This window comes from uncultured Polaribacter sp. (genome assembly GCF_947495205.1).
Taxonomy (GTDB): Bacteria; Bacteroidota; Bacteroidia; order Flavobacteriales; family Flavobacteriaceae; genus Polaribacter.
This window is the reverse complement of the sequence record NZ_CANLXV010000012.1, coordinates 1-15,497: the sequence shown is the minus strand read 5'-3', so window position 1 is coordinate 15,497 and position 15,497 is coordinate 1. Positions and strand designations below refer to the sequence as shown.

Genomic DNA, 15,497 nt, shown 5'->3' with positions numbered 1-15,497 from the left:
AAACCATAAAATAAAATGAATAACTCTCCTTGTTTTGTGAATAACTATGGCTTCCATTTTACTACAAAAACGTGTATTTTGCACTCAGAAATTTTAACATTTATGTAACGTTTATAAATCATCAACAAAATGCTTATAATCTGTTAATAGATTAATTATTAAAACTTAAAGAAACCTATTATCTTTGTTAAAACAAAAAAGCCTTAAAGATGTTGCTTTAAGACTTTTTTAAAACGGTAACACTTTAAAAGTATTCGTTTTGTAGTGGAATTCAAAATTACAATACTTCTTAAAACTTACCAAAAAAATTGTACAATTTTTAAAGCAGGCCAACACCCTGCACTTGGTAACAGCATGATTTAATTTTTTTACAAACTCCTACAAACAAAACACTTGTTTGTAGTTTAACACCCTAAAAACGTAGGTGTTTGGCAAGGTATTGCAGAGTTTTTAAAGCGTGTTTTAAGAGGTTTCTGTAGGGCTACCTTTACAAAAGTCTTACACTATAAATAACATAATTATGAGTATATCATATAAAGTTATACCGAGGAAAAATCCTCAAGATTTTACAGCAGCAGAAAAATATTATGCTACTGTAACCCACAACGGAAGCATAGATTTTGAATCTTTAGCAGAAATAATTTCTAACCAATGTACGGTAACAGAAACAGACTGTATTGCTGTATTAACGGTTTTAGAACAAAACATTATTAGAGAACTTAAAGAGGGCCGCATTGTACGTTTGGGCAAATTAGGTAATTTTCAAGTGGGTTTAAGTTCTAAAGGTTTTGAAACGCCTGCAGAAGTAACTGCAAATGCGATTACTAAAAGTAGAATTTTATTTAGACCGGCTAAAAAAATGAAAGAATTGTTAAACACCTTAAACTATCGTAAAGTGAGTTAAAACTACATTCTTATTTTTTTCGTAAAACCCTAAAAAAACAAGCTTTTTTTAGGGTTTTATTTTGTCTTTTTTTAAAAATAATTGGCTATTGCATAAGGACGCAACTTTTATTGCGTGCGGGTGCAGTTGCTATTGCATCCTTACACAATAAAACTCATATAAAAAACCAGTTTTACACCAACGTTTTCTGTATAAGACCCATATTACAAGGGTAATATTATAACAATTACCCCTAGTAAATTCTGATAAAATTCTTGAAATTCAAGTGAATAACACTCTTAAAAACAAGAAAAATTTGTTCTAAATAAAGAATTTTAGCGTTAAAACTGTACGCTAAAAATTAGAGAAATAAGGGGGTAATTCCATATTCACAATACAGCATAAGTTTTATTATAAATAGCTATTATTAAGTTGTTACTAGAAAACAATTATTTTAATGATAAAGCGAAGGAGTATACAGCGCACTTAAATATGCTAAAGAATATGGATATATAATAATATTATACTATTTTTAATGCTTAAAAGCTATGATATACAATATGATTATTCCTATTATTAGGGTTTTCTTTATGGTCATATCGTTTTCTAAATAACAATAAATACATCTACCAATAATAATGGCAAAAAAAGACACCAGTAGTTTTGAACAAAAACTTTTTAAAGCCGCAGATAAACTGCGTAAAAACATAGATGCTGCCGAGTACAAGCACGTAGTTTTAGGCTTAATTTTCTTAAAATATATCTCAGAATCCTTTACAGAGCTCTACCACAAACTAGAAGCAGACGAATGGTCTGACCCAGAAGATAGAGACGAATACATTGCCGAAAATACTTTTTTTGTACCTAAGCTAGCACGTTGGTCTCACGTACACGCACAAGCCAAATTACCTTCTATTGGGCAAACTATAGACGAGGCTATGGAAGCGGTAGAAAAAGAAAACAAAGAACTAAAAAATGTATTGCCACAAGTATATGGTAAAGCTAATTTAGATAAAACCTCTTTGGGTGAACTCATTGACTTAATATCTAACACCGAACTACAAGCCGAAAACGAAAACTCTAAAGACCTTTTTGGTAGGGTTTACGAATACTTTTTAGGAGAGTTTGCCAATGCCGAAGGAAAAAAAGGCGGACAATTTTACACACCTAAAGCCATTGTAAAACTAATGGTAGAAATGATAGAACCTTATAAAGGCAGAGTGTACGACCCAGCAAGTGGTTCTGGTGGAATGTTTGTAATGAGTGAAAAGTTTGTAACCGAACATAGCGGAAACATAAAAGACATTACCGTTTACGGGCAGGAAAGCAACCAAACTACTTGGAAACTCTCTAAAATGAACCTTGCCATACGTAACATAAACAGCAAGTTTGTTGCTTGGAATACAGAAGGCACCTTTTTAAAAAATGCACACCCCGATTTAAAAGCCGATTTTATTTTGGCAAACCCACCTTTTAACCAAAAAGAATGGGGCGTTGATATTTTACAAGAAGATGGACGTTGGAAATACGGAACACCACCTAACGGTAATGCCAATTACGGTTGGATGCAACATATGCTATACCATTTAGCACCCAATGGCGTAATGGCTACTGTTTTATCTAACGGTTCTTTAAGCTCAAACACCTCTGGTGAAGGTGATATTCGTAAAAATTTAGTAGATAATGATTTAGTAGAGTGTATTGTTGCTTTACCAAAACAACTGTTTTACAACACAGGCATACCTGCGTGTATTTGGTTTTTACGTAGAGGTCTTTCTCCCAATGGGAGAAACGGAAATGAGGGGCACGAAGTGCTATTTATTGATGCTTCTGACCTTGGCTTTATGAAATCTCGTGTACACCGTGATTTTGCGGAAGAAGACATTGCCAAAATACGAGACACCTACCTAAATTGGCGTAACGTCATTGCAAGGACGAAGGACGAAGCAATCTCAGCATCGCAACCTCTTTACCAAGATATAAAAGGCTTCTGTAAATCTGCAACCCTAGAAGCCATACAAAAACACAGTTACGTACTCACACCCGGGCGTTATGTTGGCATACCCGATGAAGAGGACGATGGCATCCCATTTGAAGATAAAATGCAGTCATTGACTGTTTTATTGAAGGAGCAAATGGACAAAGAGCAAGAGTTAAACAAAGAAATTGCTACACAATTGGCTAAAATAGGGATGAGTTTATGAGTAAAACGAAGAAAATAATAGAGGTAAAAGGACAGGAAATTACCATTTTTAAAACCAAAGAACAAGATTTTATCTCATTAACTGATATTGCCAAGCATAAGTCTGAAGACCCAAGTGCGGTTATTGGAAACTGGATGCGAAATAGAAATACCATTGAATTTTTAGGAATTTGGGAATCCCTTTATAATCCTAATTTTAAACCCCTCGAATTCGAGGGGTTTAAAAAGCAAGCAGGTTTAAATGCCTTTACGCTTTCGCCTAAAAAATGGACAGAAACCACCAATGCCAAAGGATTTATTGTAAAGGCAGGTCGTTATGGAGGCACTTATGCCCACAAAGACATTGCCTTTAAATTTGCCAGTTGGGTTTCTGTGGAGTTTGAATTGTATGTAGTAAAAGAGTTTCAACGTCTAAAAGAGGCAGAAGCTAAAGACTTAGAATGGACTATAAAACGACAACTTACCAAAATAAACTATCGCATACATACCGATGCTATTAAAGAAAACTTAATCCCTAAACACCTTACCAACAAACAAATTTCTTTTGTGTATGCCAGCGAAGCAGATGTGTTAAATATGGCACTGTTTGGTAAAACAGCCAAACAATGGCGAGACAATAACCCTCATAAAAAGGGCAACATAAGAGATGATGCCAATATTTCACAATTGGTATGTTTGGCCAATTTAGAAAATATAAATGCGGTGTTTATTACTGAAGAAATCTCACAGAGTGAACGCCTTGTAAAACTCAATCAAATTGCCATAAACCAAATGCAAATACTTTTGCAACAGGATATGCCTAAAGTTTTGGAAGCTAAAAACAAAAATGATAATGAGTAGTGTAAACGAAATACCAAATGGTTGGACAGAAACTACTTTGGGAGATGTATGCAAAATAAAATATGGTAAAGACCATAAAAAATTAGAAGATGGGGACATTCCTTGCTATGGTTCTGGAGGAATTATGAGATATGTTGATTCAATTTTGTATGATAAACCTTCAGTATTGATACCTCGAAAAGGAACATTATCTAATTTGTTTTTTATTGATGAACCTTTTTGGACAGTTGATACTTTGTTCTACACACAGATTGATGAATCTATAATCAAGTCAAATTATTTATACTATAAACTAAAGACATATAACCTTGCAGACTTAAACGTTGGTTCAGCTGTCCCTAGTCTAACTACAGCTGTTTTGAATCAATTTCCCTTTTCTATTCCCAAAGACATAGAAGAACAAAAAGCCATAGCCAACATCCTCACCGCTTTTGATGATAAAATAGAAAACCTGCAAGCACAAAACAAAACCCTAGAGCAAACCGCACAAACTATTTTTGCAGCATGGTTTGGTAAATACCAAGTAGGTGATGAACTGCCTGATGGGTGGAGAGTTGGAAAGATTACAGAGTTATTTGAAATAAGAGATGGTACTCACGATTCGCCAAAACAAAAAAAAACAGGTTATAAACTAATCACTTCTAAACATCTTGGAAATAATCGGATTAAACTTGAAGATGCTTATTTAATTTCGGAAGAAGACTATATAAATGTAAATAAACGAAGTAGAGTTGAACAATTCGATATATTGGTTTCAATGATAGGAACTATTGGTTTAACTTATCTCGAACAAAATGAGCTAATTAACTACGCTATCAAAAATGTTGCTTTGTTTAAGACTTCACAAAACAAGATTTTTTCCATTTATTCATATTTATGGTTAAAAAGTTCATTTGGAAAATACTTCTTTGAAACAAGTAAAAGTGGAACTACACAGGAATATATTTCATTAAAAAGTTTTAGAGGTATAGAATTGGCTATCCCTAATGACAAAATTATAAATAGATTCAACGATATAGTCTTTAATTTATTTGGTAAAATAAAGAACAATGCGGACCAAATTCAATCTCTAAAGAAAACAAGAAACACCTTATTGCCAAAATTAATGAGTGGGCAGTTGCGTGTAAAAATGTCTGAACTATGATTTTAATGATTGTTTGATTAATATGATTTATTAAGGAATGATATGATAAACGAAAAGTATAAATATTCTGATTTAACCTCCAAGATTATTGGGTTGGCTATGGAAGTGCATAGGCAATTAGGTAATGGATTTACTCATTATGTTAATATATTTTTCAATGGTATTCGTGATTGCTTCGCAATTCAAGAGGTTATTTATCAACGAGCGTTAGAGATTGAGTTTAGAAATAATGATATTTCTTTTTCTAGAGAACACGAAATGCCTGTTTATTATAAAGAACAGCAAATAGGTTTACGCAGAGTCGATTTTTTAGTAGGAAATATTATTTCATTAGAATTAAAAGCCATAATAGAATTACAAGAGGTGCATTTGGCGCAAGCCATAAATTACTTAGAAGCCTATGATTTAGAAGTAGGTTTGTTAATCAATTTTGGAGCAAAGAGTTTACAGTTTAAAAGATTGAGCAATAAATCATTCAAACAACAAAATCAAGGCAATCCTAAAATCAATAAAAAATCATAGTTCAGACGATTATGGCAAAAAACAAACGAATACGCAATAGCACTGCCGAGTTTTTAATATTTACAGCACAAGCTGGTGAAAACAGTATAGAAGCACGCTATGAAGATGAAACCATTTGGTTGTCTCAAAAACTAATGGGTACGTTATTTGCTGTAGCCTCTAACACCATAAACTATCATTTAAAGGAAATTTTTAAAAGTGGTGAAGCAGATGAAAACCGAACGACTCGAAAATTTCGAATAGTTCAAACAGAAGGAAAAAGACAGGTAGAAAGAGCGGTTGAGTTTTATAATTTAGATGCCATTATATCTGTAGGTTATCGTGTAAACTCCATACGTGCCACACAGTTTAGGCAATGGGCTACTAAAGTATTAAAAGACTTTGCTATAAAAGGCTTTGTATTAGATAAAAAACGCTTAGAAAACGGTTCGTATCTCAACAAAGATTATTTTGAAGAACTACTTGCCGAAATACGAGAAATACGATTAAGCGAACGTAAATTCTACCAAAAAATAACCGATATATATGCCACAAGTGTAGATTATAATAGAGATGCCACCACTACACGCCATTTTTTTGCAAAAGTGCAGAACAAACTACATTTTGGTATTCACGGCAATACTGCTGCAGAATTAATACATAAACGTGTAGATAGTAGTAAAGATAAAATGGGTTTAACCAATTGGAAAAACGCACCAGATGGCAAAATTATTAAAACAGATGTTTCTATTGCTAAAAATTACTTGAACAAAGTAGAGTTAGAATCTTTAGGAAAAATTGTGAATGCCTTTTTAGATTTAGCCGAAAACAGGGCACAAAGAAACATACCAATGACTATGGAAGATTGGGCAAAACGAATAGATGCTTTTTTAGAATTTGACGAAAGAGAGATACTACAAGATGGCGGCAAAATATCTACCCAAATAGCCAAAGAAAAAGCCGAAACAGAATTTGAAAAATATAGAATAATTCAGGATAAATTATTTGAATCTGATTTTGACAAAGAAATAAAACACTTAAAAGAAAAAGGAAATGAGTAAACTTTCCGAAAACACCATAGAACTAGCCTTAATAGACCAATTAGTAAGTCAAGGCTATACCTACTTTAACGGCACAGATATTTCGCCTATTGGTTCAACTCCACAGCGTGAAAGTTTTAGTTCTGTATTATTAGAAAATCATTTTAAAGATTCGCTAAAAAAATTAAATCCAACACTTCCAGAGTCAGCTCGTTTAGAAGCCTACCAAAAGGTAATTAATCTTGGTACAGAAGATATAATGGAAAACAACGAACGTTTCCATACATTATTAACCAATGGCGTTACTGTAGAATATACTAAAGAGGGAAGAACAAAAGGAATTAATGTAAAACTCTTAGATGCAGAAAACCCCGATAATAATAGTTTTTGGGCGGTTAATCAATTGGTAGTTAAAGAGAATAATAACGAAAAACGTTTTGATGTAGTAATCTATGTAAACGGTTTGCCATTAGTGTTTATAGAGCTTAAAAGTGCCACAAGCGAAAAAGCAACATTACGTAGAGCCTACGACCAAATACAAAATTACAAAAAAGCAGTACCGAGTATTTTTTATTACAATGCCATTTGTGTGATTTCAGATGGTATAGATGCTGGTACCTCAAGTGTATCCGCACCATTTTCAAGGTACTTGTCTTGGAAAGCACCCAAAGAAGTAGCCAATGAAGTAAGAACTGAATTGCAAATGCTGACTGAATATATGCTCAATAAAAAAACATTGGTTGAGCTGATTAGGTATTGTACCGTTTTTGAAAAAGAAGAAAAGAAAGACGATAAAACAGGCATCATTTTTCAAGTTAACATCAAAAAAGTGGGTGCTTATCATCAATATTATGCAGTTCAAAAAGCAGTAGCCCAAACCTTACGGGCAACAGCAAAACTGCCCTCTTCTAACTTCTCCCAAAGGGAGAAGAAAACGGTTAATTATAGAGGTAATTATAGTTTTTCGGGTTTGGTAAAAACGGCAAGAGAATTTAGAAAAAAAGGAACACCAGTAGAAAAAATACTTTGGGAAATATTAAGAAATAGACAAGTTCTAGACTTAAAATTTAGAAGACAACATCAAATAGGAGATTATATCGTTGATTTCTATTGTAATGAATTAAAATTAATCATTGAATTAGATGGAGCATATCATTTTACAGAAACCCAACAACGTAAAGATAAGAAGAGAGAAGCTTACTTAACAACGATAGGTAATACCGTAATTAGATTTAAAAATGAAACGGTTGAAAATGATATAGAACAAGTACTATTAAAAATTAAAGCTGCTAAAGATGGTTTCTCTCCCGCTGGGAGAGACGGAAGTGAGGGAAACGGCAATCGTAAGATTGGCGTGGTTTGGCACACGCAAGGTTCTGGTAAATCGTTGTCAATGGTTTTTTATAGTGGTCAAATTATTACGCATCCACAAATGGGAAATCCAACTATTGTAATGCTTACAGATAGAAATGATTTAGACGACCAACTATTTGGAACTTTTGGCAATTGCGTTGGCTTATTAAGACAAACGCCAGTACAAGCAGATAGCAGAGAACATATTAAAGAACTATTAAAAGTTTCTGGTGGTGGTGTAATATTCACAACTATTCAAAAATTTGCACCAGCAGAAGGCAATGTGTACGAAACCTTATCTGACCGAACGAATATTGTTGTTGTAGCAGATGAAGCCCACAGAAGTCAATATGGGTTTTCGGGTCGTGTGGTAGAAACTGATGATGGTTCAGAAATAAGATATGGAAACGCAAAGTATTTAAGAGATGCCTTGCCAAATGCATCATACATTGGTTTTACAGGAACACCCATTGAAAAAGAAGATAAATCTACTCCCGCGGTTTTTGGCGATTATATTGATGTATATGACATTAAACAAGCCGTTGATGATGGGGCAACCGTTCCTATTAGTTATGAATCGCGTTTAATAAAAATTAAACTAGATGAACAAAAAGCGGCAGCGCTAGATGATGAAATTAACAGCATTGAAGGTGCAACTGAAGAACAATTAGAAAAAGCCAAAAAGAAAACAGTAACTATTGACGCTATAGTAGGCGATCCAGACCGTTTAAAAGATGTTGCAAAGGATATTGTTACCCATTTTGAAGCACGTCAAACGGTATTTGAAGGAAAAGCAATGATTGTAGGTATGACACGAAATATTTGTGTAAGACTATTTAATGAGATTGTTGCTTTAAAACCAGATTGGCATAATGATGATTTAGACAAGGGAACCATTAAAGTCATCATGACGAGTGCTACAGACGACCCAGAAATTTTTCAACCACACCATACCACCAAAAACCAAAGAAAGGACTTAGCTACACGAATGAAAGATGTAAATGATGCGCTAAAATTAGTCATTGTTCGTGATATGTGGTTAACTGGTTTTGATGCACCAAGTATGCATACGCTGTATGTAGATAAGAAAATGCAAGGAGCCAATTTAATGCAAGCCATTGCACGAGTAAATAGAGTTTATAAAGACAAACCAGGCGGTTTAGTAGTAGATTATATAGGTATTGGTCAAGACTTACGTAAAGCAATGGCAACTTATTTACAAAGTGGTGGCGAAGGTTCGCCTGTTGTAGATATTAAAGAAGCGATTGCAGGTATGAAAGAGAAGTTTGAAATTGTAGAGCAAATGTTCAACGGTTTTGACTTTAAGCAATATTTTAAAGTAGATACTGCTCAAAAATTGCAAGTATTATTAGGTGCTCAAAACTTTATTTTAGCAGACCAAAAATTAAAAGACCGCTTTTTAAAAGAAGTGACGTTGTTATCAAAGTTATTTGCAATGTCAATTCCAAGTCCAGAAGCTGAAGTGTTGAAAGACGGAGTTGCATTTTTTCAAGCCGTAAAGGCACGATTAAATAAGTTTACGGGAAGTGGCGTAAAATCGGACTATGAAGTAGAAACAGCTATCAAGCAAATTGTAGATGATGCCCTTTCAAGTGATGGCGTAATTGATGTTTTTGAAGCAGCAGGGGTAGAAACCCCTTCGGTTAGTATTCTTTCAGATGAGTTTTTATTAGAAGTAAAAAACATGCAACAAAAGAACGTTGCTTTTGAACTTTTGAAAAAGCTATTGAGTGATGAAGTAAGTATTCGTAAATCTAAAAATATAGCACAAGGAAAAAAGTTTTCCGAAATGTTAGAATCTGTTGTAAAACGCTACCACAATAATCAAATAGATTCGGCACAAGTTTTGGCAGAACTTTCTGAGATCGCTAAAGAAATGCGTTTAGAAGATTCTAAATCGGAAGAGTTGGGATTAACAACTGAAGAGTATGCATTTTACAGTGTTTTAAAACAAAATGACTCTACAAGCTTTTTAGAGGATCATAAAATGAAAGAATTGATTCATACAATTGTAGATGTAATCAGAAAAAACGCGACTGTAGATTGGAGTAAAAGAGATGATGTTAGAGCAAAATTAAGGTTAGCGGTTAAGAAAATATTAATGCGTTATGGTTACCCACCAGATTTAGCAAAAATGGAGGCAGATCGGGTATTAAGACAAGGTGAAAATTTGGCTGAAATGTTCTCTTCTAACAATTAGAGAATAGATGTTTCTATATAAATCACTTATAAGAATAAATAATATTTTGTAACTAATCAAAGTAATAACCGTCTAATTTATAAAAGTAATTATATAGTTAAGTATAACGTTTACAATATAATAAATGGTATAATAGTTGCTTTAGATAAAGAAATTATACATTTTTGTATAAGAAATAAAAGTGTTATGATACAAACTGTTAACATAAAACCTTCTAAAAAAATAGTTTCAACATTAAAAAGAATGATGGAACTTAAAGAAGAACGTCGTAAAAAAGTATTGGCTAAAGTAAAGGAAAACTAAACTTTAGTAGTAAATGTATACATATAAACTAATAGAGGATGCAATCCTCTTTTTTCTTTTATTACTGATTCTGGTGTAAAATATGTTTTAGAACTTTTAAAACAAGATTTTAATAATATTTACTTTAAAGATTTGTATATATTAAGCTTTTATCCTGTTGTTAATGAAGGTGTAAAGTTATCGAACGATATTAAAATAAAAGCAACAATTTCTCAAATTATCATTGATTTTTTAGACAATAATAAAGATGCGTTAATACATTATGTATGTGATTCTAGTGATAAAAGACAATATTCTAGAAATAAATTATTTAGTAAATGGTTTAACGAATCTAATACAATTAATGTTTACAGTAAATTTAATCTTAACTACCCAACAGAAGACCTTTTTTATACTTTAGAATTCTTATTTATTACAAATACTTATCAAATAAAAGAATTAGAAAAAAGGTAAAACAACAGATGAATTCCTTTTCTGATTTTAAATAGATTCAATATCCCCAACACTAAACCTAATTTAGCGCAAAAATAATAAGCCTCTGTAGTTTATATCAACCCACGCTTTCCTGCATAGTTGGTTTTATATAGCAACCCCTGTAACCAATAATATAATAGCACATTGCTTGTTTCATTTAAATTTTATAATTTTTTAAAATGGATACAATAAAAAAGAGCCATTACCAACACTAAAACAATCATTTTACTATAAAACCAACCCAAAACTAAGTTATATAATGTGCTATTATACTGCTCTTCTACAAAAGTTCCAAGCACTATAACACCATCAAATATAATAGCTTCACAACAATCGTGCACTTAAACTATTCATAATACCATTTAAATATTTTAACAACGTGTAATAGTTCATACATTTATTTTTATAAGTACTTATAATTTCTAGGGCTACTTTAAAACAACAATACATTTCTAAAAAAGTAACGATTATTTTCTTCTAAGAAACTCGTTTTATTTAAATGTAAATTAAACTTTAAAAAATTGATTTTAAGGTAGTTTAGATTGTTTTTAATTATTAAACTTCTCATAATCTTGATAACATTAATTCAACAAAATTGTAACGGTATCATTTTAATTAGTTAACAGCGTAAGCGTTTTTTACAGATACTTTTGAGGCACTAATTAAAAACTCTTATACAATTAAAAATGAAAAATTTATTCAAAATTACTTTTCTATCACTCTCAATCTTAGCAAGCTCAATGTTTGTAGGTTGTGCAGAAGATGGTATTGACGGCGTTAACGGAGTTGATGGCGTAGACGGAACAAATGGAAATGATGGACAGGATTTTACTCCTGCTACATTAGAATTACAGCCTTTAGCAGCATCTGTAGTGCCTAATACTGTGTTTAAATTAGTTGACCCTTCTGTAAAGGTTGATATGCTACTAACTTCTCAAGACATTCTTCCTTCAGATTCTACATTTGTTTATGGTTCTTTTACAGATGGTTGTGCTTTATTTGATAATGGAGATGATACCTACTCTTTTATCGTAAACTTAGAAAGAGATTATTCTATTGCAAGAATTAAAATGAATGCTGATTTACAGCCTTTAGAAGGAGACTACATTGTAAACTCAACTGCAACAGCGTTTACTGCAATGTGTTCTGGTTCTGGAATTACCAAAGAAGAACACGGTTTTGGTCCAATGTATTTATCTGGTGGCGAATGGGTAGGCCAAGGAGCAGGAGCACAAGGTGTTTATGTTGTAGATCCTTACAAAGATGCAGGTTTAGCTTCTTTTGCTACAAGATCTGCAGCTATGGGAGAATGGTCTACAGAAAATGCAGTTGTAGTTGGTAAAAATGCATATCCTAATAGAACTGTAGCTATAATTGGTGATGATGATAGCAACAACTCATATCCAGAAGGTCATCTAGGAATGTATGTAGGTGCAAGAGGAGATTTATTTGGTGGAGATTTATTTGTTTTAAAAGGAAAAAATGCTACTGAAACTGAACCAGGTCAAGGAGGTCAATTATTTGAGATGGGCATGGCAGAAGGTGTTACCTATGATGCTGAGTGGATTGAAATGACAGAAAGAAATAAAGACGAATTAAACCAAGAAGCCATAGATTCTTTAGTTATCGGTTTTCAAAGAATTGAAGATATTGATTGGAGAAAAGGTTCTGCAGATAATGAAAGAGCATTGTTTTTCTGTGTTACAGGACGTTACAGAGCAGATAATCCTGATTTAGCAAAAAGAGGAACTACTTTTGGTCGTATTTATATGGTAGAGTTAAACGATAATGATCCAACAGGAGATTGTAAGATAACTTGTATTTTAGATGGTGACAAAGTTGGTGGTAAAGCAGATGGTTTTCACAGTCCAGATAACATTTTGGTTACAGAAAACTTTGTATACATTCAAGAAGATCCAAATGGATATTTTGATCAAAACCCTGCAATTCAAGGTTGGGCAAAACTATACAAGTATGAAATTGCTACAGGTAATTTAACTACAGTTTTAGAGTGTGATGAAGACAACAATCCTCAATATGGTGGAGGTGGTAAATGGGAAATTACTGGTATGATAGATGTTACGGATGTTACTGGTGCTTCTGAACCAACTTTCTTATGTGGTGTTCAAGTACATGGCTGGGAGCTAGATAAGATTGATACTGCAATAAGAGCAGATGGTCAAGCATTTTTTGATCCTACTGCAATTGCAGAAGGTCTTTCTGATCTTGAAGGTTCTTTCTTATTTAAAATTACGGGGTTACCTAGATAGTTTAAAATGTATAAAATGAAAATAAATGCTTATAAAACAGGGACTTTAGTAGAGTTCCTGTTTCTATTTTTTTTGATGTTTATAACTGTTTCTTGCCATAAAGAAAACAAAGCAAATAACGTTTCTTACAAAAAAGTAGGTTCAGTTTTTACAGAAGATTTAAGAAATTACTACTTACAGAGTTTAGATAGTTTGGCAACAAACATTAACAAATTAGACACACTAAAAACTGTAGAAGAAAATAAAGCTATTTTTAAAACGGTAAGAAAATGGTACAAATTTGCAGAACCATTTATGATAGCCTTTGACAATAATAATTACCTAACCATTAACGGGCCAAACTTACTTATTGTTCATGCAGAAGATTATACGGATATTAAAAAACTAAAACCTAAAAGTTTACAAGTTGTAGAAGAATTATTATATGATGATGAAGGTTTAAATAGAAAAGAATTAGAATTGCAACTTATTTTTTTACGCTCTAGAGTTCCTTTTATGGCGCACAATCATATGATATACAAGCAAAAAGATAGGCATTATCTTAAAATGATAAGAGATGCCATTATTACAATTGCTACCAAAGGTATTACAGGTTTTGATTCGCCAATGCAATTAAATTCCACAGAAGAATCTGCTTACGTGTATCAATCTTTAAGTGAAATTTTAAGATATATGGAAAGTTCTTTTGGAGAAACAGAAGAATATCAGCAATTATTAAAAGAATTTAAAGCTAGTGAAGATGTATTAATAAATTCAGAATTTGAAAGTTTTGATCGGTATTCATTCATAAAAAACCATACCAATAAACAACTATCATTATTAGCAAAAGGGTGTAAAAAATGGAATGTAGCAATGGCAGAAAATCATGAGCTGAATCCTTATGCAGAAAATTTATTTCAAAAAGATTTTTTTAACCTTGCTAATTTTGCACCTCAAGGATCTCCAGCCAGTAATGAGGAGTATATTAAGCTTGGTAAAAAATTATTTAACGATACATCTTTATCTAATAAAGGTGATATGAGTTGTGCAACTTGTCATAATAACAAAAAAGCATTTACAGATGGTCTAGCAGTAGGCATTGGAAAAAATGGTGTAAAATTACAACGAAATACGCCAACATTAACCTATGCAGGCTATCAACGTACATTTTTTTATGACGGTAGAGGCGATGGTCTAGAAGGGCAAATTGTTGGAGTTACCAACAACAAAAATGAGTTTCATATAGATATGAAAACTCTAGAAAAACGCGTTAAAGAAAATCCAGAGTATTTAAAAGCGTTTAATGCATTGTACAAACGTAATGTTACCAGTAGAAATATTAGACTAGCCATAGCAACCTACATTAGAAGCTTAGCCCCTTTTAATTCTAAATTTGATAAAAATATGTTAGGTTTAGAAACTACACTAACTACTGAAGAAAAGCAAGGTTTTAATTTATTTATGGGAAAAGCAGCTTGTGCTACTTGCCATTTTCCTCCTGTATTTAATGGTTTAGTACCTCCAAAATTTTCAGAAAGCGAATTTGAACATTTGGGTGTTACCAAAACTGATGATTTTAATAATCCTATTTTAGACGATGATCCAGGAATGTTTTATCCTTATGAAGTGGAAGAAAGAAGAGGTTTCTTTAAAACATCTACAGTTAGAAATGCTGAATTAACTGCGCCTTATATGCATAATGGTGCCTACAAAACTTTAGACAAACTCGTAGCATTTTACAATAATGGAGGTGGTGCAGGAATGGGATTAGAAGTACCTTACCAAACCTTGCCCCCAGATTCTTTAAACTTAAACAAAAAAGAAAAAGCCACTATTATAGCTTTTATAAAAACATTAACCGATGCAGATTATTTAAAGAATTAATTCTTTAACCCAAATTTTCATAACTTTAAAACATCAATCTTAAAAATTATAAGGTTAGTTGTTTATAATGAGTTTGTATGTACAAGAAATTCTGGTTTCTAAAGCATTTTATGAAAAATTGGGTTTTTCTGTTTTAGACAAATCACACAAACCAGCATCTTTAATTCTAAAAATGGAAGTGCTTTAATCATCAATTCACAACGCTTTAAATGTAAAATATGCCATAAGTAAAGAAGTTATTATCAAACCCCACAACTTTATGGCTTGATCCATTAAAATGAAGTATTCCCTCTAAATAGGGATAAAAAAAAAGTCTCAATTCGGATGAATTGAGACTTAGAAATAAGAAAGGCGGCGACCTACTCTCCCACATAAATGCAGTACCATCGGCGCTATTGGGCT

The 15,497-nt window shown here is 32.5% G+C and carries 10 protein-coding genes; all 10 read left to right on the top strand.

Going from position 1 to position 15,497, the window contains the following annotated elements:
• Positions 1-520: 520 nt before the first annotated feature.
• The 10 genes from Q0762_RS11670 to Q0762_RS11625 all read left to right on the top strand — a co-directional run bounded on the left by Q0762_RS11670 (position 521) and on the right by Q0762_RS11625 (position 15,095).
• Complete coding sequence (locus tag Q0762_RS11670) at positions 521-904, top strand: HU family DNA-binding protein (RefSeq protein ID WP_298767078.1); 384 nt, start codon at positions 521-523, stop codon at positions 902-904.
• 617 nt (positions 905-1,521) lie between these two features.
• Positions 1,522-3,087 (top strand): class I SAM-dependent DNA methyltransferase, encoded by a 1,566-nt coding sequence (locus Q0762_RS11665; protein WP_298767077.1) that lies wholly within the window; start codon positions 1,522-1,524, stop codon positions 3,085-3,087.
• Positions 3,084-3,926, top strand: a complete 843-nt coding sequence (locus tag Q0762_RS11660) for a KilA-N domain-containing protein (protein WP_298767076.1) — start codon at positions 3,084-3,086, stop codon at positions 3,924-3,926. Before Q0762_RS11665 ends, Q0762_RS11660 begins: the two co-directional genes overlap by 4 nt.
• Positions 3,919-5,070, top strand: coding sequence for a restriction endonuclease subunit S (locus Q0762_RS11655; RefSeq protein WP_298767075.1), 1,152 nt, complete (start codon positions 3,919-3,921; stop codon positions 5,068-5,070). The genes Q0762_RS11660 and Q0762_RS11655 overlap by 8 nt, the downstream gene beginning before the upstream one ends.
• 42 nt (positions 5,071-5,112) lie before the next feature.
• Entirely contained in the window at positions 5,113-5,592 is a 480-nt protein-coding gene (locus tag Q0762_RS11650) for a GxxExxY protein (RefSeq protein WP_298767074.1), read from the top strand.
• A gap of 11 nt (positions 5,593-5,603) precedes the next feature.
• Complete coding sequence (locus Q0762_RS11645; protein ID WP_298767073.1) at positions 5,604-6,632, top strand: virulence RhuM family protein; 1,029 nt, start codon at positions 5,604-5,606, stop codon at positions 6,630-6,632.
• Positions 6,625-10,185: an HsdR family type I site-specific deoxyribonuclease gene (locus Q0762_RS11640; protein ID WP_298767072.1), complete on the top strand. Its 3,561-nt coding sequence runs from the start codon at positions 6,625-6,627 to the stop codon at positions 10,183-10,185. Before Q0762_RS11645 ends, Q0762_RS11640 begins: the two co-directional genes overlap by 8 nt.
• 435 nt (positions 10,186-10,620) lie before the next feature.
• The gene (locus tag Q0762_RS11635) at positions 10,621-10,941 is read left to right on the top strand and encodes a DUF6169 family protein (RefSeq protein WP_298767071.1); all 321 of its coding nucleotides are present in this window, start codon (positions 10,621-10,623) and stop codon (positions 10,939-10,941) included.
• Positions 10,942-11,648: 707 nt separating this feature from the next.
• Positions 11,649-13,232 carry a phosphatase gene (locus Q0762_RS11630; protein WP_298767070.1) on the top strand — a complete coding sequence of 528 codons (1,584 nt, stop codon included), beginning with the start codon at positions 11,649-11,651 and terminating at the stop codon, positions 13,230-13,232.
• Positions 13,233-13,247: 15 nt separating this feature from the next.
• Entirely contained in the window at positions 13,248-15,095 is a 1,848-nt protein-coding gene (locus Q0762_RS11625; RefSeq protein ID WP_298767069.1) for a cytochrome c peroxidase, read from the top strand.
• Positions 15,096-15,497 lie beyond the last annotated feature (402 nt).

Coding starts and splice junctions, on each gene's coding strand:
- Q0762_RS11670 (WP_298767078.1), top strand. CDS start 521: ATGAGTATATCATATAAAGTTATACCGAGGAAAAATCCTCAAGATTTT.
- Q0762_RS11665 (WP_298767077.1), top strand. CDS start 1,522: ATGGCAAAAAAAGACACCAGTAGTTTTGAACAAAAACTTTTTAAAGCC.
- Q0762_RS11660 (WP_298767076.1), top strand. CDS start 3,084: ATGAGTAAAACGAAGAAAATAATAGAGGTAAAAGGACAGGAAATTACC.
- Q0762_RS11655 (WP_298767075.1), top strand. CDS start 3,919: ATGAGTAGTGTAAACGAAATACCAAATGGTTGGACAGAAACTACTTTG.
- Q0762_RS11650 (WP_298767074.1), top strand. CDS start 5,113: ATGATAAACGAAAAGTATAAATATTCTGATTTAACCTCCAAGATTATT.
- Q0762_RS11645 (WP_298767073.1), top strand. CDS start 5,604: ATGGCAAAAAACAAACGAATACGCAATAGCACTGCCGAGTTTTTAATA.
- Q0762_RS11640 (WP_298767072.1), top strand. CDS start 6,625: ATGAGTAAACTTTCCGAAAACACCATAGAACTAGCCTTAATAGACCAA.
- Q0762_RS11630 (WP_298767070.1), top strand. CDS start 11,649: ATGAAAAATTTATTCAAAATTACTTTTCTATCACTCTCAATCTTAGCA.
- Q0762_RS11625 (WP_298767069.1), top strand. CDS start 13,248: ATGAAAATAAATGCTTATAAAACAGGGACTTTAGTAGAGTTCCTGTTT.